A 15,885-nucleotide genomic window follows, 5' to 3' on the forward strand; every position below is an offset into this window, starting at 1 on the left:
TACTTTTGGTGGAATGGCAAGTGGATTGCCCCCAAATCTGGTTGATCAGCTTATCGAAGTGGAGAGGCAACCCATAAAAGTCCTTGAAGGGAAAAAGACAAAAGAAGAAACGCGCCTTAAACTTGTTGGGGACTTAGAAGCGCGCCTTGGAAAAGTGAGAGATTCAATCGGAACGCTCGCTTCTACAAAGGGATTTAATGATATCAAGGTTCAGTCAGGTGATCCAAATATCGTGCAAGGGGCGGTCGACCCAAGCGCAAGTGTTTCGGGAAGTTGGAATATTGAGGTTGTGGAGCTAGCTCAGAAGGCATCGGCCGTCACAAATGGGTTTCCCGATAAAAATCATACCGAGTTAGGTATTGGCTATTTTAAGTTTGAAACTCCGGAGGGGAGCAAAGAGGTCTACATAAATGGGACTAACAACACTCTAGAAGGAGCGGCCGCGGCAATCAATTCGTCTGGAGTTGGGGTGAGGGCGACAGTCGTCAATGATCGAAATGATCCGGACCGTCCATTTAAACTTATGATTTCTGGTGATTCAGTTGGAGGGGACAATCAAATCCAATATCCCACTTTGTATTTTTTGGATGGAGATTTAGATCTCTATTTTGATAGCCAAAGAGAAGCACGCAACGGACTCATCAAAGTGGATGGATTTGAATTTGCAATCAACAGCAATACAGTCACCGATATCATTCCCGGAGTGACTTTGGATATTAAACAAGCAGCCCCCGGTCGTCAGGTGAACGTTACAGTCAAAGAAGATCAGCAGGTGGTTGCAGGAAAAGTCGATCAATTCGTCAAATCTATCAATGAGGTCCTCAGCTTCATTCAAGGACAAAATCGGATGGACGAAAAGACGGATACGACCCAAACCCTGGGCGGAGACGGAATGTTGAGAGGCATTGAGAGTCGGATTCGCCGACTCATCCAGGATCCTCAGTATGGAATACCTTCTTCGATCACGCGCCTTAACCAGCTTGGAATTGCCTTTAATCGCAATGGTACGGTCGATTTTGATCAGGAGAAGTTCAACTCCGTTCTTGCAAAGGATCCGGGAGGAGTGCAGATGTTCTTCGCTGGCGATGGATTCAATGTGGGCTTTATTCCCAGTTTGAAAAGCACATTGGCCACAATAAATAATTCAGCCTTTGGTCCTCTCGCCCTTCGTAAGAATTCTCTGCAAGGCAATATTCGGAGAATAGATGAAAATATTGCCAATAAAGAAAAAATGATGGAGCGAAAGGAAGTAAGCCTTCGAAGAAAATTTTCTGCCTTGGAAGAGACCATGTCTCGACTGAAGTCTCAAGGCGGACAGCTAGCCGCCATTGGAGGTGGAGGTGGAGGTGGAGGCGGAGGAAAAGTAGGTCCGGGATAGCGAAGAGACGTTAACATTCATTTTGAAACACCGATACGTTAAAGGAACAGTGAAAAAATCCAGAAGGAAAGGTCAAACCAATCAAGGGTCAGAGGGTAAAACAAAGTTATGAAAAGTGGATATCAGCAATACAAAAAGACTTCTGTAGAGAGCGCAAGTAGAGAAAAACTTCTTCTTATGATGTACGAAGGAGCGATAAAATATATCAAACGCGCCCAGATTGCGATGGAGAAAAAGGATATTGCTGGACGAGGTGAAAACATTGGCAGGGCCTTCGATATTGTGATCGAGCTTAACTCCACCCTTAATCATGAGGTGGGTGGAGATTTGGCTGCAAATTTGGAACAGCTCTATATGTTCATTACAGATCAGCTGACTCAAGCGAATGTGCACGGCAAGGTCGAGCACCTTGAGAATGCATTAAGAGTTTTAACTACTTTGTATGAAGGTTGGACGCAGGCAATTGATAAAATTAAAAAAGAAGAGCAAGTGAGATAAAAGTCGACCAGGAGGGTGGATATGACAGATATAGTCGGTTTGCTGGAGAATAAGAACAACTGCCTTCAATTATTCTTCGATCTGAACGAGGCGGAGATTGTCAATTTTGATGGAGGTAATTTCGATAATCTTGACAATTTTTATCAGGGACGCGAATCAATTCTGAATATGATTCAAAAAATCGATAAGAAAATCGAAGATTCCAATAGCAATGTTTTGAATTATGAGGAAATTACCAACGCGAACCGAAAATCAGTCCTAGAATGTCTGACGCTCAAGAATGACTTGGTGGCAAAAATTCTAGCTCAAGATTTGCACATTCTGTCGGTCATAGAGGCGACAAAGTCGATGATTATCAAAGAACTCTGTTCTGTGAAATCTGCGCGAAAGGCCATGAGGGGCTATCATTCAGGAATCAGCGACACTCATTTGGATGAGAAGATCTAGAAGCATAGAATTGCTGTGAGTCTCATTGCGGCTGGACTTTAGTTCCAGCTTAAGTGAAGTAGGATATGTCAAAAATCCGACTCATGCATTTTACCAGCGTCAAAATTCTGTCATATATTTTCTCGGCTCTCCCGCCATTGTCTTTTGAGACTGGCATTGTAGTTGCTTTCTCCTTTTGAGAGGGTGGATTATGCCTATCATTGACACTATTGAAGTTCGTTCAGAGTCCCTTGATTCCCTTCTAAATTTGAAGACCCTGGACTCTTCCCTGCGCTCCCCTCGTACTCAGACCAGATTGGGGCAGGAGGAATTTGGGATTGAGGAAATGAAATCTCAAGTTGTAGCGAGTCATGCTGAGGTTTTGCAAAATGCGATTGTATTGATCGAGGCAGGAGAACACTCCTTGGGGAGATCGCTACTTCGCAGAGTGCTTGGGCAAAATTCACGACACCCCCTCGCGATTCGTTTGATGGGAGATAGTCTAGAAGCCGAAGGGCAGACAGACGATGCCATTCGTTGTTATTCAGAATTACTCAAAATTTGTGAGTCAGGAGACGTTCATTTCAGACTGGCCTCCGCTTACTATAAGATATCCCAGGATGATGAGGCCACGAACCATTTTCTGTTGGGTTTGGAGTGGCACACGCATACCAATCTGGAACTCTTTGAGGCCTTCAAAAGCCTAGGTAACTTGGCTCTTCGGAACGGAGATCGTGATGGAGCTGAAGAGTACTACAATCGTGCCTTTGCCCTCAATCCACATTCCGATGTTCTCTTGGTGAACTATGGATCCTTGGAAATTCAGAGAGGCAATTTGGATCGAGCGGCCGTGAGGTTTCGAGCGGCAGTTCATGAGAACCCTGAAAACGACCGTGCCTGGCTTGGTTTGGCCTTAGTTCATCGGCAGTTCGGCGATCTCAATTTGTGCTGGGGAAATCTCGAGAGAGCTTTGGATCTAAATCCAAGAAACGAAATAGCTTTGGGACTTCTGGCCGATTGGGCGACGAAGGACAATCAAGTCGCGAGGGCCGTCCCGCGTTTTGAAGCCTATCTTCAATTGAATGATCGAGACGCAGAGAAGAGCTTTGTCTTAGCACAGTTTCTCTTTTGGTTAGGTCGATTGAATCAGGCAGATTTGGAGGTTGAGAGGTTTCTTACTTTAGATCCGAAGTCTGTGGATGGCTTAAAACTTAAAAAGCAAATTGAACAAGGCTTGAATATGCATCTTAATGGGGCCGGTCCATCCTATGGATGAAGCCTATTCTAAGTCGGGAGACCCTATTCTGAGAGTATGCGAAAGATTGCTTTGTTCACAGGTGGATCCGATCAAAGAGGCGAATAGGTGGATAGAGGGTCATCATCAGATATTGACTGCGGGAATGGGAGTGATCGTTCTCGGATTGGGCGCGGGATATCACATTGCTGCTATCCGCAGGAAACACCCCAACCTTAGAATTGCCGTATTTGAGGCTCATCCACGGTGTATTCAATTTGCTCAACAGCAGTTTCCTATTGAACTTTTTGAGGTGCCGATTTTGAAATCGGAGGAGACCACATCAATATTCAAGAATGTTGATCTGCGAAAGATAGTGGGGGGCCAGTTTAGAATTCTGACTCATCTCCCGAGCGTCGCGATAAATCCCCTTTGGTACGAGCGAATGAGAGGGATTCTTCTCGGCCGAACAAATGAGGGCCTAAGATATCAAATAGGCTTGGTGCCTGGTTTTTCAAAATTGAGTCCAAAATTATCTCTACAGCCGCAGGAGGATTCGATCGACTGGAGGGTCTTCGATCGACTCAGTGGTAATGATTTGGGGCTTGTTCCAGATCGTGAATTTTTTCTGATGCGAGCCTTGCGAGAGTTGATAAAATGAAAATACTTGTGGTCAGTCTTCTTAGAATTGGCGATGTCCTTATGGCTTTGCCGATGCTACAAGGACTACGTCGGGCTCATCCAGGGGCTGAAATTCATTTGTTAGTAAATACTGCGGCTTCATCTTTAGAACCTCTGGTTGATTTTGTTCGTTGGCACTATTTTGACCGTTCCAATCTTCAATTGGGACTTGGTGACTATGATCATTCAATCTTTGATTCATTTCATAAACTCAGCTCTACGGTGGATAGTCTCAATCAACAATCCTTTGATCTCCTCATCAACGTGACACAAAATCGCTTGAGCGGATGGTTGTGCTCAGCCATTCATGCCCGAGATAAGATTGGTCTAACTATTGATCGAAATGGGATGGGCCGCTATGGGTCCTCCTGGTTTAACCATCTCAATGATTGTGCTGGAGAAGAAAACTTGGAACCCTTTCATTACAGTGACATGTTTTCCTACGGAGCTGGGGTGAGACCAATAAATGACTTAACTCTGCGTGAAACTGAGGAGGGCCTGCGAGAAGCCGAAAATTTGATGCCCAAGGGTGATGGGCCTCTCGTCCTTGTTCAAACTCTGACAAGTGACCCGAAGAAAAATTGGAGCGAGAGTCTCTGGATACAGACATTGTGTTCTCTCAAATTATTACGGCCCCAGGCACGCTTTTTAATATTGGGGGCGCCTTTTGAGCGCGATGCACTTCTGCAATTAACCGCAGAATGTGAAAAGAGGAAACTAAATTGTGACCTCGCCCTGTGTTCTATTTCTGGAGCATTTAGTCTTCTCAAGAGGGCAAGTTTGCTTGTTACTGGAGACACGAGCATAAAGCATTTGGCTGGATTAGCGAATTGTCCAACTCTGGAATTGAGCGTCGGCAGCAGTGATTTCAGAAAGACGGGAGTGTACCGAGCTGGAAATGTGATTATCCAATCCCTTGAACCTTGTGCTCCCTGCCCACAAAAAGGTCTCTGCATTCACTCTGATCATCGCTGTGGGGACAGGCTGACCCCGGAACTAGTTGCTTCAGTGGCTAACCAAATCATAGAGGGGTTCGATGGCTCACTTCGTCTGCTCGCACACGAATATCGAGAGGATGTTCGGATTTATAAGACAGGATTTATTGAGACGGGCTATTGGGTTGCTACTCCTCAGTGTTCACACGCACAAGAGTTGATGGTGCGAAAATGTCTGGAGAAATCGACCTGGAAGCTAATGCTCGAGAGAGAGCATCAGAAAAAGATCGGAGAGTTTGGCAGCGAAGGACGAGGACTCTTACTTTCGATGGCTGAAGATCCCTCGTCTTTTGATAGAGAACAGCTGAACCTCAGTCTTCATAAGATTGAAAAAGACGCACTTGTCTTCGAAAAATGGAGTCGGTGCATTTTTGAAAAGGCTCAAATACTCAGCAGGTGTGGCGACAAGAGGAATGCATTGACTGACTTAATAGAGGTGTTAGCAAAACAAGCCGCGGGAGGGGATGGGGGCGCGGGTCTGCTGCTGTCTTATCTTCGATCGATAGATGGGTTTCAGGAGGAGGGATTGGTGAATCTGAGCGTTTTACGCCGTATTTGTAGCTTAGTTGAGGATCTAAAGGTGAGGTCAGATATTCGTTTAAGAATAGTTCGCAGCATGCAAACTGAACAAGGAGCCATGATATGAACGACGGAGTCAAACATCTGAGGCAAGCTCTCAAAAAATTAGAGGAATCAGCTTGTAAAATTGTTGAAACGCAGGGCTACACCAGCGAAATGAAAAAGATTCGATTGCTAGAGGAGCTGATCAAGGAGCAGTTAAAGCATGAAAATACTCGTCGTTCAACTAGCACGGCTCGGTGACATTTATCAGTGTTGGCCTATCGTAAGAGCCATACGGCGGCAAATTCCCGGAGCGGAGATTCATTTACTGGTTCGTAAGCGATTTGCATCAGCCCTCGATGGGATCGGAGTTGATTGCAGAATCCATCAGATGAATTCTGCAGAGATTCTTGAACCAATATTTGGTTTGAATAATGATCACCAGCAGGCTCTTGACCGCATCTCGCTATGGACAGACTCCCTCAGAGATTTTCATTTTGATCGAATCATCAATTTGAGCTTTTCTCCCTTTGCAAGCTACCTTGTGAGCGCAATCTCCCAGACCAATACTGAGGTGAGAGGGTACACGCGAACTGCGGACGGATACTTGGCTATACCTGATGATCCCAGCGCCTATTTTTACGCTCAAGTAGGTGTTGGCAAGAGTAACCGTGCCCACCTCTGCGAGATATTTGCGTCTGTTGCTGAAGTTGAGTTGATTGAGCAAGACTGGAGTCTCAGAGTCGATCAGCAAAGCTTGGCAGAAAAGAATCGAGTTTTTAACTGCTATGGAATCCCTACTGAAGTTGATTATGTCGTTCTTCACATTTCAGCCAGTGATCCGAGAAAGACCCTCAGTTGGTCCCAGTGGGCGAAAGTCGCAAGTGGTTTGCTGGACAATTGGTTCGGCCATTTGATTCTCGTTGGGGGTGCAGAAGATTATTTGGTTTCGAATCGTGTGATAGATAAATGTGGCTCTTCTCGCATTCACAGCCTAGTCGGAAGAGCGAGTTTGATTGAATTATTCCCTTGTCTTCACTATTCCAGTCTTGTGATGGGGGGCGATAGTGTTGTCATTCAGATGTCAGCGCTTGCTGATGTGGCATGCTTCAGCCTTAGCTTTCCTATCGTAAATTTTTGGGAAACGGGTCCTCTGAAGCCCGGTTCGAGAGTAATGATTGTCAATCGCCCTCAAGTGGACGATGTGGGGATTGTCGTTGAGGAAGTATTGCGCCATCTCAGAGGGCACGATACAAAAAGTGAAATGGCGACAGCCACTGAGGAGAGTCCTGTTCACTACAGAACAGAGAATTATGTCCCTTCTAATGAATTTGAGTGGGAATTCATTCGCGCCCTATATATGAAGGAAAACTTTCCTCCAGTGCCAAATGAATTGGTTCTTCACGGCCTATACCGCCTTTCTGAATTGGCAGATCTTGCTATTTCCCAGACTCTCACTCTCAGTAAAGAGGGAGTGCGTGTGGCCGCTGCTGAGATATTAAATCAGACGGATATTTTGATAGCGAGCATCAGGAGAATGGTTCCCGAGCTAGACCCACTTATTTCTTGGTTTGAAACCGAAAAGCTTCGGATTGGGCCCGGAAATATAGAGTTCCTCGCTTTGCGGACGCGTCAGGTCTTTGAATCCTTAAAATTAGTGGCAAGCTTATATACGGCTGGAGAAGGAACTACATATCACGGTCGGGAGGGGGCTCATGCAGAAGACAACTTGGACAGCTGAGCAGATCGATGCGGAATTTAGAGATTTAGGCTCTCTATCTGAGGTGATCAAGGTCATCGAAGGATATTTCTGGCGCAGGGGAGAGGTCATCTGTGAAATCCGAGTGAATGGGATGTTTATGGATGGAAAGGACGAAATTCGTTTTGCCTCTGAGAAAGTTGAAAGTTTGGAGTCGATAGAAATAAAATCGCAACGTCCCCAAGACCTTCTGGCTGAAACCCTACGCTCGGTTTCTGAGTACCTGCCTCGAGTGAAAGAGTCGGCTATAGTTGTGGCTGAGCGATTTCAGCAAGGAAGCAATGAAGAGGCCCATCGTCTGTGCTTGAAAGTCTTGGACTCGTGTCGGTGGCTCAGTGATTGGCTGTTTTTGGTGAAGAAGAGTTGTGGAAATTGGGCTCATGTGAAAGTTTCTGAGGATCTTTGGAGACGTGCAGAATTGACTTTTACCAATGTGCTAAGAGACCTTTGCTCGGCATATGAGAACAAGGACTTTGTCGCATTGGCCGATATTTTGGAATATGAGTTGAGTAATTCCCTTGGACAATGGCTGGAGTTGGTTGGTCTTTTGGGCATGAGTTTTAGTCCCACGATGTCCAACTCCGAATGCCTCGGCAATTCTTCCGGGAGCTCTCACATGAACAGCTCGACGGATTTAGCTATGAACCTGAAATAGTTAGTGAATAGCTATGATGAATTTGTCGGCTGAATTGGAATTTCACTTTGACTTGATTCTTTGGGTTGGGCCAGCCTCAGAGTTAGTTTCAGCTGTCATGTCAAAGTTGAGCTTTTTGACAAAGCCAATAGCGATAGAAATGGTCACCAGTTTTGAATCCTGTCGGCTTCTCAATTTTGATAGATTTGGCGTCGTCCTGTTTGATTTGAGAAATGCGACTCATTCCAGATGGCAAACTGAATTGACTCAGTTACGCCATCGTAGCCTTGATCTCCCTTTTATTGTTTTATTCGATGAGAAGACTGAAGCTGGGCTTTTGACCGCGGTTAACGAAATTGGCATTTTTGCAGCTTTTGATGGGACAAGCGCTGTTCAAGATCTCAGCGTGGAGCTGGTGGCTGCATGCCATTTTCGAGGAAAAGCGAGATCCACATCATCTTATCTCAGCGCTTTGAAGACTCAGAACCAGAAACTCGAAGGAATTAATCACCAGTTGACTTGCTCTCTGGCAATTAGAGATGAAGAATGGAAGAAATCAAAATCAAAATCCGATCTGCAGAAAGCTGAGATGAGGCAGCTTATTCGCTTTGTAAAGAATTTAGCTGGCCTTGTGGCGATTGAGGAACTCATTGAAGTTTTGAAGCAAGAAACCAAGCACTTTCACCAGGTCCAGGATCCGGTCCTAGTCTGTTCCTTTCCTGACGGTTCATGCACTCTGTTTTTTATTCAAGCCGGTAAAATTAGCATCCGATCTATTCAGAATTTCTTGGTTGATGATTTAAAGCCGCGCATAAATGAAAAATCTGACAGTCTATATTTAGCAAATCTCTGTTCCAGGCCGTTTGGTCCCGTATTGGCAATACCGATCGCTTCGGTTAAAGAAGGGGAAGACTCAAAAGACCCCCGAACGAAGGCAATGGTTTTTTTTGAAAATTCACTTGTTGGTTCAGAGCTTGAAACCTTTTTGAAATTTATATCGCAAAGGGTTCAGGCAGTTAGCATTGCTTTGGATAGAATCGTTCTTGAGCAGGACCTACGGAAGACAAGTCGTTTATGGGAGGAATCGTTTGATTGCATTGAAGAGCCCATTGCGATTATGGATGTAAACTTCAATGTTTTGCGCGCAAACAGAAGCTTTTTTAGACAAGAAAAGGCTGCAAGCTGCCACTTGAGTTTCAATGGTTCCGACGATAAATGCACAGGGTGTCCACTTCCAGAGGTTCTAGAGAAATCCCAACCAGTCATTTCTCAGGTCAGGAGAGAAGCTCGACTATTCGAAGTCCATGCCTATCCGATTCGCCTGATGGAAAGAGAAAATACTCCCACTGTTGTTAATTACTATTTAGATGTAACAAAATCTCAGGAACTTCAATCACGTGTTGCCCAAGTTGAGAAAATGGATGCGGTAGGATATTTGGCGGGTCACATTGCTCATGAATTAAATAATCCACTTGCAGGCATTCGCGCAACTGCACAGATCATGCTTCATGATCGCAAGGAGAGAGACCGCCTCTACAATGATTTGGTTGAGGTTGAAAGGGCGGCCTCACGGTGCCAGGCGATCATTTTCAACCTCCTTGAGTTTTCGAGCGACAGGAGTGATACTTCGATTAATTTGATCAGTTTGAATGACATGATTGAGAAAACTCTGCCCTTACTTAAAGCGGCAATGATTCCTTTTTTCAGAGAGATTAACCTCACCTCAGAAAGTACAAATGTGAGAGCGGAACCTCAGCTTTTACAACAGGTCATCTTCAATATCGTTAACAATGCTTGTCAGGCGATGGGAGACGAGGGGACCTTAACTATTTTGACCCATCACACCATGATCGATGGTTTGGATTACATAGATCTTCTTGTGCGGGACTCAGGAAAGGGAATTCCAGTCGATATTCAGCATTCCATTTTTAATCCCTTCTTTACAACTAAGGAAGTTGGGCAAGGAACGGGTTTAGGATTGAGTATCAGCCAGAGAGTGGTCGAAGGATTTGGGGGCAAGATTTTTTTGAATAAAAGTAATTTGGAGGAGGGCACTGAATTTGTTATTCGTCTGCCCTTTGCTGGTAATTCTCAATGAGAATCCTTGTCATTGATGATGAGCCTTTGTTGCGCAGGGCACTCGGGAGAGTGGGGCAAATGAGAGGGCATACTGTTTTTGAGACCTCCAATGGGGCCGAGGGGCGCAAAGTATGGCAGTTCGAGCGCCCAGAATTGGTGTTCGTGGATGTGTTGATGCCGGGAATAAGTGGTCCTCAGCTCCTCAAGGAAATGGGAACAGGCCATGGAGCCAAGGTTGTCTTGATTTCTGCCTATTCTGGGGATTATAACCTGGAAACGGCCAAATTCCTCGGTGCGGACATGTTTGTAGCCAAGCCATTTGAAGATATTTTTGCGATATTTTCTGCCGCCGAGGCTTTGTGTCGATGAGATAGGTAAATCGACGATGAGAGTTATCTCTGGAAAATTTAAGGGAAGGAACTTAGTTTCTTTTCAGGCCCCTCATATTCGGCCGACGACAGACAGAGTCAAGGAGAGCTTATTTAATAAGCTGATTCATGAAGTTTCTGAAGCTCAGGTGCTAGATCTGTTTGCGGGTACTGGAAATTTGGGAATTGAGGCACTCTCTCGCGGTGCCGCCGCTGTGACTTTTGTGGAATTGAGTGCCAAGAGTCTGAGCATTTTGAAAAAAAATCTCCATCTTTTGGGACTCACTGGAAGTGTTCAAGTCCGGCTCGTCAAGGAGGATGTCCTTCGATTCATCAAGCGTTGGCGGGGCACTCCTTTTGATCTTATTCTTGCAGACCCACCGTTTACGGAGCAGATTGCCCATGAGGTGATGCAAGCTATCTCGGTATCTGCCCTGTTGAGGGAGGGTGGGATAGTGGTTATTGAATCTGGTCAGCATGAACAAATTGAAGATAGCTATCCCCCTTATATTCTCTTGGACAGGCGCAGTTTTGGTGATAAGTTGCTGTCGTTCTTTGTCCTGTCGGAGAGTGACTCTGATGGTGGGCGAGGTGATTCATGATTCGCGCCGTATATCCTGGAAGTTTCGATCCGATTACGTTTGGCCATTTGGACATTATTCAGCGAATATTGCCCCTTTATGATGAGGTCGTTGTTCTTGTTGCTCAGGCTGAGCAGAAACAGTATTTTTTCAGCGGATCCCAGCGGGTCAATATGATTGCGGCTTGTTTGGCACCTTCCCCGAAGTTAAAAATTGAGTGTTATTCGGGCCTGACAATTGACTTTGTTCGTCAGATTGGAGCTCAGGTTATTGTTCGTGGTCTCCGGGCGGTTTCTGATTATGAGTATGAATTGGCAATGGCAAATATGAATCATAAATTGGCCCCTGAAATTGAAACGATGATTGTGTTCACTCGCCCTGAATACAATTATGTGTCCTCACGCATGGTGAAAGAGGTTGCTATTAACGGAGGTTCTCTCCAGGATTTGGTGCCTGAGCCAGTTGTTGAGGCGCTAAGAACTTGCATTAGGAATAAATAATTTCGTAATTTATAAATTTAAATAAAGGGTTGTTAAATGCTCTCAAAACGTGTTGAAAATCTAAAATCGTCACCCACACTCGCTCTCGCTGCCAAAGCGAAGGAGTTAAAAAATCAAGGTCTTGATGTTTATTCTCTCACAGTAGGAGAGCCAGACTGGGACACTTTTGATCTGATAAAAAAAGCAGGAATAGAGGCAATTCAAGCAGGTCAAACAAAGTACAGCCCTGCTGAAGGGACGCCGGAGTTACGTGCGGCTATTTGCCAGCAAACTGTCTTAGATTTAGGGGTTCACTATGACCCGAAGCAAGTGACTGTTACAGCCGGAGCGAAATTTGTAATTTACAGTGCGCTCCAGTGCCTGATTAACCCGGGTGATGAAGTTGTCATCCCTTCACCTTACTGGGTGAGTTATCCCACGATGGTAGAATTGGCCGGTGGTGTCCCGGTCATTGCCAAATGTGGAACCAAGGAAGGGTTTAAACTCACGCCAGAGATTTTGGCTCGAAGTTTGAGCTCTCGAACAAAAATGCTGATTCTGAATTCTCCAAGCAACCCGACGGGTGTGATTTACACTCGCGATGAGTTGCAGGCCATTGCGGAGGTACTGAGGGAGCACAGAGAGGTCGTCGTTCTAAGCGATGATATTTACAATCGACTTGTTTTTACAGGAGAATCAGTGGCTCCTCATCTGTTGCATGTGGCCCCAGACCTTGCGGATAGGACTCTCGTGGTCAATGGAGTTTCAAAAACCTATGCTATGACGGGGTGGCGATTGGGCTGGGCCTTGGGTCCGCACGAGATTGTAAAGGCGATGACAAATCTTCAGAGTCAATCGGTCAGTTGCGCAAGCCCTTTTACCCAGATTGCTGCCCTTGAGGCTTTGCGCTCCGGAAGCGAAAGTTTAAAGCCGTTTCTCAAAAAGCTTCATGCTCGGCGAGATTTTGTTTTCGAGAGATTGTCAAAAATGAAGGACATCGTGGTTGAAAAGCCCCAAGGGGCCTTTTATATCTGGCCCGATTTTGGTAAGATCTGCGGCAGGGGATTTAAAGGCAAATGCCTTGCAGGCTGTTCAGACATTGCAAGAGTCCTTTTGGAGGAAGAGTTGGTTGCGGTTGTGCCTGGTGTTGAATTTGGGGCCCCCGGATTCTTGAGGTTGAGTTTTGCGCTCAATGAGGACAGACTGGGCAAGGCGCTCATGAGAATAGAGTCCTTTCTAGATAGACTTGAATGACGAGAAAAGAAGACGGCAACAGGGGGGGGTGTATGTTGAAAAGATTAATTTCTGGTTTTGTGTCGATCAGTGCTTTGGTTTTTGTTTCAGGGGTTGGATTCTCTGCATATGCGCAGGCCAGAGGTTATCTCGGCGCCATTGGTGGCATCAGCGTTCCGAGTTATGAGAACACCAGTTCCCGCGTTGCCTTTGGATTGGTGGGAGGCACGAGACTTGACGGGGAACTTGGTATCGGCGCTTATTATCTTAATTCTGCCAAGTCAGAAGATGTGGCTGGGATTCAGACTGCTATTGATTACGGTCTTTTTGGTATCGAAGGGTCTTTTCATTTTGAAGGTGTTGCCGATGGGGCATTTGTTGGGGTTCGAGTAGGGACGACTAAGTTGAAAGTGGGACCTACTTTGAATACGAGCCCCACCCATTATGGGTTGGTCTTTGGTTATGATAAATTTCTGAATGAAAGTGTATCTCTTGGAGTAGAGGGAAGTTGGATTTCTATTGAATCCTCATCCTATTCCGGGAATGAGTTAAAGGGATTTAGCGCCCTTAATTTTATGATTGCTGCAAAATTCTGGTTTTAGAGTCATTTTGAGGGGAGGGTGACTGATGGGTGGGATGGACTGGCTTCAAGGTTTCGTCGATCTGGTTTTGGCCGTGGGAGTTTATGTTCTTTGGGTAAAACTTAAACAGCCACCGCAGGACGACCCTCGACTCAGTCGCGGGCTCCAATTGCTGCAGAGCAAAATAGCGGTCCTTGAAGATCTTTCGGATCGCACAGAGGTGCAGGTCGGGCAATTGACTGCTCTTTTGGAACAGAAGGTTCGAAAAGTTCAGGCGAAAATTGAAGAATCTCAAAAGCAGCTTCAGATGATAGACCAATCAATGCAGAGAAGTCGCGAAGTAGCGGAGATATTCCAGGACAAGATCCCTCATGAGGAAATTATTGAAAGGCAAAATACGATTAAGTATATCAAGGCCGCTCAGCTTGCTCACGAAGGAAAGACAGTTGCTGAGATTTCTCAGGTTGTGGATTTACCTACCGGTGAGATAGAATTTATTGCGAAGGTCAATAGAGACACTTTAATGTTTGATTCTAGCGCTCTACCGGAGTGGGCCAGACAGCCTAGCGCCACTGATGATTCTGTGGGCGGCCAATTCGCAGCCGCCGATAGCCGTGACGCCTTTGTATTCAAGGAGTCAGCTGAGGATTTTGAATTTCGAGAGAAGGATCTGGCGCGCGCTTTCGATATTCCTGAGGGGGACTATTCGTCTTTAAAGAAGTTGGGAGATGATTTTCGGCAAGCTTGTCGAGACTATGAGGAGCAACAGGTGGCGCAGTCTCGAGCTGAGCCTCATCGGGTGGTAGAGTCTGCTCGAAGTTTGACTGAAAAAATCATTGGCAAGGCCACTGAAATGCTTCACGACCGTGGAATTGCGTTTAAAGAGAGCGCTATTGACCAGGAGCAGAAGCTGGATGCGGTCTTCCTTCCTGTCGCAGATGATTTTCAAGACACAAAGAAATCTGGAGCGGTTGATTCTCCGGCGATTGCTTCCGAATTGGAAATCATAATGCCCGAATCAGCACAAGAGTCGCCTGCAGGAAAAAAGGCAATCCCCTTTGTGTTAAAAAAGGAGGAAAAGCTGATCAGAAGAGTGGAATTTCCGCGCATAGATTCGAACGATCCGTCGAGATAGTTTCTGTGAAACCAACTCTTTCTCATTTGAAAGTAGGAGACCAAATCAAAGGACGCATTTTAGAGATTCAGGACGATGGTTCTTTGATTATCAGTTTCCAAGGTGACTTGATTCGCGTTTGCAATCAAACTCAAAAGATTTTAAAGTGCGGCAATTCCATAGACTTGATCGTGACAGCCATCAACCCTTATGCTTTTCGCCTTGCGGAGAATCAAGGACTGCACATTGATGTTTCGATCTAGATCTATTTAGAGCTCTCTCGTATAAATCGACTTAAATAATATCTCACCAAGAAGTCGAGATTGATCACCTGGTCGTTATAAGTCCATTTGAGTTCTCCGAAAGCTCCCCATGCTCCTTTCAAGAGATCTTCTTTTCCCAAGTTTTCATCAGGATTTTGACCGGGTAAAAAACTAGCACCGATCTGATTGAAACGAACTCCAATGAGGCCTGGTTTTCGAATTGCGAAAATGAGTTTATAGCCATTTCGGAAAAGCATAAAGTCAGCTTGTGTTTTTGAAATTCCATAAATTTTCACTAGTCCAATGGAGGATCCTTTGAGCTGATTGAAAGCTGAGGCACTCTCAACAAACGAGGCCTTGAGATCATTCATAAATTCAATTGTTGTTAATGAGACGTCCTGCGCGGGATCAAAACCAGCTGAAAAATCAACAATCCCTGACTCTTCCATTTGCCGCTCAGCTGAAATTAGATCCCGAATCCACTGTAACTTGTCCATCTTTCCCCCGGAGGAAGTCATCACTCTGCTTTAATAGATGCAGCACATCATAATCATTTCCCGTGGGGGGAGAAAAGTCAAGAAAGAGGTGTTGGATCTCCTGCCAAATCAGGTGGACTTGCGCTGAACTCTTGGTCTCCCTCAGTGCAATTATTATCTTGATTTTGCTTTGAAAACATAAAACTCAGTTTATTAGCGAGAATTGTGACCTGCCGGTAACTTTGACCTGTTGAGTTTTTCATTTCCATCGAACTCAGGCTTCCCTCGATAGCAACGGGGGAGCCACGCCGAAGTTGGAGTCGACAGCGATCTGCCAGATTTCCGAAGACGAGAACTCGGTGCCAATGAGTTTGTGTTTCCCATTCCTTGTCAGCCCCTTTGCGACGTGACTGATGAGTTGCTAGATTGAGGTGAATGTAAGAGTAGCCGCTTTGGCTTTCTTTGACTTCTGGGTCGGTGCCAAGGTAGCCGGTCAATATGACGCTATTGATACTGTTCATTTTAAAATCCTCCAGTAGTGAATG

At 45.5% G+C, this 15,885-nt stretch carries 19 protein-coding genes; 17 read left to right on the top strand and 2 right to left on the bottom strand.

Going from position 1 to position 15,885, the window contains the following annotated elements; all coding sequences use genetic code 11:
- Positions 1-13 precede the first annotated feature (13 nt).
- From fliD to IPL83_19745, 17 genes are all read left to right on the top strand, one after another.
- Positions 14-1,378 (top strand): flagellar filament capping protein FliD, encoded by a 1,365-nt coding sequence (gene fliD / locus IPL83_19665; GenBank protein MBK9041340.1) that lies wholly within the window; start codon positions 14-16, stop codon positions 1,376-1,378.
- Positions 1,379-1,486: 108 nt separating this feature from the next.
- Positions 1,487-1,876 (top strand): flagellar export chaperone FliS, encoded by a 390-nt coding sequence (gene fliS / locus IPL83_19670; protein ID MBK9041341.1) that lies wholly within the window; start codon positions 1,487-1,489, stop codon positions 1,874-1,876.
- 21 nt (positions 1,877-1,897) lie between these two features.
- Positions 1,898-2,323 carry a hypothetical protein gene (locus IPL83_19675; protein MBK9041342.1) on the top strand — a complete coding sequence of 142 codons (426 nt, stop codon included), beginning with the start codon at positions 1,898-1,900 and terminating at the stop codon, positions 2,321-2,323.
- 190 nt (positions 2,324-2,513) lie between these two features.
- Positions 2,514-3,578, top strand: a complete 1,065-nt coding sequence (locus tag IPL83_19680) for a tetratricopeptide repeat protein (protein ID MBK9041343.1) — start codon at positions 2,514-2,516, stop codon at positions 3,576-3,578.
- On the top strand, positions 3,571-4,197 hold the full coding sequence (locus tag IPL83_19685; GenBank protein MBK9041344.1) for a hypothetical protein: 627 nt from the start codon (positions 3,571-3,573) through the stop codon (positions 4,195-4,197). The genes IPL83_19680 and IPL83_19685 overlap by 8 nt, the downstream gene beginning before the upstream one ends.
- Positions 4,194-5,858, top strand: a complete 1,665-nt coding sequence (locus IPL83_19690; GenBank protein ID MBK9041345.1) for a glycosyltransferase family 9 protein — start codon at positions 4,194-4,196, stop codon at positions 5,856-5,858. The genes IPL83_19685 and IPL83_19690 overlap by 4 nt, the downstream gene beginning before the upstream one ends.
- Positions 5,855-6,034 carry a hypothetical protein gene (locus IPL83_19695; GenBank protein ID MBK9041346.1) on the top strand — a complete coding sequence of 60 codons (180 nt, stop codon included), beginning with the start codon at positions 5,855-5,857 and terminating at the stop codon, positions 6,032-6,034. Before IPL83_19690 ends, IPL83_19695 begins: the two co-directional genes overlap by 4 nt.
- The gene (locus IPL83_19700) at positions 5,997-7,514 is read left to right on the top strand and encodes a glycosyltransferase family 9 protein (GenBank protein MBK9041347.1); all 1,518 of its coding nucleotides are present in this window, start codon (positions 5,997-5,999) and stop codon (positions 7,512-7,514) included. Before IPL83_19695 ends, IPL83_19700 begins: the two co-directional genes overlap by 38 nt.
- Positions 7,489-8,187, top strand: a complete 699-nt coding sequence (locus IPL83_19705; protein ID MBK9041348.1) for a hypothetical protein — start codon at positions 7,489-7,491, stop codon at positions 8,185-8,187. The genes IPL83_19700 and IPL83_19705 overlap by 26 nt, the downstream gene beginning before the upstream one ends.
- Before the next feature lie 13 nt (positions 8,188-8,200).
- Positions 8,201-10,264 (top strand): hypothetical protein, encoded by a 2,064-nt coding sequence (locus tag IPL83_19710; protein ID MBK9041349.1) that lies wholly within the window; start codon positions 8,201-8,203, stop codon positions 10,262-10,264.
- A complete protein-coding gene (locus tag IPL83_19715; GenBank protein ID MBK9041350.1) occupies positions 10,261-10,614 on the top strand; it encodes a response regulator in 354 nt (117 codons plus the stop codon). Before IPL83_19710 ends, IPL83_19715 begins: the two co-directional genes overlap by 4 nt.
- A 16-nt stretch (positions 10,615-10,630) precedes the next feature.
- The gene (gene rsmD, locus IPL83_19720; GenBank protein ID MBK9041351.1) at positions 10,631-11,215 is read left to right on the top strand and encodes a 16S rRNA (guanine(966)-N(2))-methyltransferase RsmD; all 585 of its coding nucleotides are present in this window, start codon (positions 10,631-10,633) and stop codon (positions 11,213-11,215) included.
- Entirely contained in the window at positions 11,212-11,694 is a 483-nt protein-coding gene (coaD, locus tag IPL83_19725; protein ID MBK9041352.1) for a pantetheine-phosphate adenylyltransferase, read from the top strand. Before rsmD ends, coaD begins: the two co-directional genes overlap by 4 nt.
- A 36-nt stretch (positions 11,695-11,730) precedes the next feature.
- Entirely contained in the window at positions 11,731-12,927 is a 1,197-nt protein-coding gene (locus IPL83_19730; GenBank protein ID MBK9041353.1) for a pyridoxal phosphate-dependent aminotransferase, read from the top strand.
- 32 nt (positions 12,928-12,959) lie between these two features.
- Complete coding sequence (locus tag IPL83_19735; GenBank protein MBK9041354.1) at positions 12,960-13,508, top strand: hypothetical protein; 549 nt, start codon at positions 12,960-12,962, stop codon at positions 13,506-13,508.
- A gap of 25 nt (positions 13,509-13,533) precedes the next feature.
- Complete coding sequence (locus IPL83_19740; protein MBK9041355.1) at positions 13,534-14,622, top strand: DUF2802 domain-containing protein; 1,089 nt, start codon at positions 13,534-13,536, stop codon at positions 14,620-14,622.
- 5 nt (positions 14,623-14,627) lie between these two features.
- Positions 14,628-14,864 carry a hypothetical protein gene (locus tag IPL83_19745; protein ID MBK9041356.1) on the top strand — a complete coding sequence of 79 codons (237 nt, stop codon included), beginning with the start codon at positions 14,628-14,630 and terminating at the stop codon, positions 14,862-14,864.
- Between the two features lie 2 nt (positions 14,865-14,866).
- Here the strand turns inward: IPL83_19745 and IPL83_19750 are convergent, their stop codons facing one another.
- Positions 14,867-15,361, bottom strand: coding sequence for a hypothetical protein (locus tag IPL83_19750; GenBank protein ID MBK9041357.1), 495 nt, complete (start codon positions 15,359-15,361; stop codon positions 14,867-14,869).
- Positions 15,362-15,438: 77 nt separating this feature from the next.
- Positions 15,439-15,861, bottom strand: a complete 423-nt coding sequence (locus IPL83_19755; protein ID MBK9041358.1) for a single-stranded DNA-binding protein — start codon at positions 15,859-15,861, stop codon at positions 15,439-15,441.
- Between the last annotated feature and the right edge of the window lie 24 nt (positions 15,862-15,885).

The organism is Bdellovibrionales bacterium (genome assembly GCA_016716765.1).
Classification (GTDB): Bacteria; Bdellovibrionota; Bdellovibrionia; order Bdellovibrionales; family UBA1609; genus JADJVA01.

Bases quoted from the DNA above. Each gene is read 5' to 3' on its own strand.
- fliD (MBK9041340.1), top strand. From the start codon at position 14: ATGGCAAGTGGATTGCCCCCAAATCTGGTTGATCAGCTTATCGAAGTG.
- fliS (MBK9041341.1), top strand. From the start codon at position 1,487: ATGAAAAGTGGATATCAGCAATACAAAAAGACTTCTGTAGAGAGCGCA.
- IPL83_19675 (MBK9041342.1), top strand. From the start codon at position 1,898: ATGACAGATATAGTCGGTTTGCTGGAGAATAAGAACAACTGCCTTCAA.
- IPL83_19680 (MBK9041343.1), top strand. From the start codon at position 2,514: ATGCCTATCATTGACACTATTGAAGTTCGTTCAGAGTCCCTTGATTCC.
- IPL83_19685 (MBK9041344.1), top strand. From the start codon at position 3,571: ATGGATGAAGCCTATTCTAAGTCGGGAGACCCTATTCTGAGAGTATGC.
- IPL83_19690 (MBK9041345.1), top strand. From the start codon at position 4,194: ATGAAAATACTTGTGGTCAGTCTTCTTAGAATTGGCGATGTCCTTATG.
- IPL83_19695 (MBK9041346.1), top strand. From the start codon at position 5,855: ATGAACGACGGAGTCAAACATCTGAGGCAAGCTCTCAAAAAATTAGAG.
- IPL83_19700 (MBK9041347.1), top strand. From the start codon at position 5,997: ATGAAAATACTCGTCGTTCAACTAGCACGGCTCGGTGACATTTATCAG.
- IPL83_19705 (MBK9041348.1), top strand. From the start codon at position 7,489: ATGCAGAAGACAACTTGGACAGCTGAGCAGATCGATGCGGAATTTAGA.
- IPL83_19710 (MBK9041349.1), top strand. From the start codon at position 8,201: ATGATGAATTTGTCGGCTGAATTGGAATTTCACTTTGACTTGATTCTT.
- IPL83_19715 (MBK9041350.1), top strand. From the start codon at position 10,261: ATGAGAATCCTTGTCATTGATGATGAGCCTTTGTTGCGCAGGGCACTC.
- rsmD (MBK9041351.1), top strand. From the start codon at position 10,631: ATGAGAGTTATCTCTGGAAAATTTAAGGGAAGGAACTTAGTTTCTTTT.
- coaD (MBK9041352.1), top strand. From the start codon at position 11,212: ATGATTCGCGCCGTATATCCTGGAAGTTTCGATCCGATTACGTTTGGC.
- IPL83_19730 (MBK9041353.1), top strand. From the start codon at position 11,731: ATGCTCTCAAAACGTGTTGAAAATCTAAAATCGTCACCCACACTCGCT.
- IPL83_19735 (MBK9041354.1), top strand. From the start codon at position 12,960: ATGTTGAAAAGATTAATTTCTGGTTTTGTGTCGATCAGTGCTTTGGTT.
- IPL83_19740 (MBK9041355.1), top strand. From the start codon at position 13,534: ATGGGTGGGATGGACTGGCTTCAAGGTTTCGTCGATCTGGTTTTGGCC.
- IPL83_19750 (MBK9041357.1), bottom strand. From the start codon at position 15,361: ATGGACAAGTTACAGTGGATTCGGGATCTAATTTCAGCTGAGCGGCAA.
- IPL83_19755 (MBK9041358.1), bottom strand. From the start codon at position 15,861: ATGAACAGTATCAATAGCGTCATATTGACCGGCTACCTTGGCACCGAC.